Origin of the sequence: Cohnella hongkongensis, assembly GCF_042654645.1 — a bacterium.
Lineage (GTDB): Bacteria > Bacillota > Bacilli > Paenibacillales > Paenibacillaceae > Cohnella > Cohnella hongkongensis.
The window spans coordinates 1-605 of sequence record NZ_JBHSEP010000055.1 but is presented as its reverse complement, the minus strand read 5'-3'; the positions used below and the strand labels follow the sequence as shown (position 1 = coordinate 605).

General features: G+C 57.0%; 2 tRNA genes and 1 rRNA gene. All 3 read left to right on the top strand.

Annotation, left to right across the window (positions count from 1 at the left end):
- The first annotated feature begins 149 nt into the window (after window positions 1-149).
- The 3 genes from rrf (at window position 150) to ACFO3S_RS27910 (ending at window position 454) form a co-directional block, all read left to right on the top strand.
- Window positions 150-266, top strand: a 5S ribosomal RNA gene (gene rrf / locus ACFO3S_RS27920).
- Window positions 267-292: 26 nt separating this feature from the next.
- Window positions 293-369 (top strand) — tRNA-Ile (locus ACFO3S_RS27915).
- Between the two features lie 9 nt (window positions 370-378).
- Window positions 379-454: transfer RNA gene (locus ACFO3S_RS27910), tRNA-Ala, on the top strand.
- Window positions 455-605: the final 151 nt, after the last annotated feature.

Sequence of the window (605 nt, the reverse complement as noted above, 5' to 3'; positions counted from 1 at the left end):
GGCCCAGTTGCAACCGCTAGCGTTAGTCGAAGACTAGAGCTCGGTTGTCGACAGAGGGAGTGGCAAACCGTTTCTTACGCTCAAGTTCAGTTTTGAAGGAGCAATCCTTCGGGTGCGGCCGCAGAGCGGTTGTACCGCTGCAAATCCGGTTTGGTGATGACGGCGGAGGGGTTCCACGCGTACCCATCCCGAACACGACCGTTAAGCCCTCCAGCGCCGATGGTACTTGGACCGCAGGGTCCTGGGAGAGTAGGACGTCGCCAAGCCGGGTGAGCCAAGCAGCCGATAACGATGGCCTTTAGCTCAGCTGGTTAGAGCGCACCCCTGATAAGGGTGAGGTCGGTGGTTCGAGTCCACTAAGGCCAACCAATTGCATATGGGGACATAGCTCAGCTGGGAGAGCACCTGCCTTGCACGCAGGGGGTCAGGAGTTCGATCCTCCTTGTCTCCACCATCTACACCCTCGCACATCGGCAGCGGTTGATGTGCGGAAGACGACCTTACGGTCGCTCGATTGCACCTTGAAAACTGGATAGCGAACCAAACCGTATGCAGCCAAATGGCTGTCATACAAGCGCGAAGAAGAATGAAGCATCTTGCCTTAC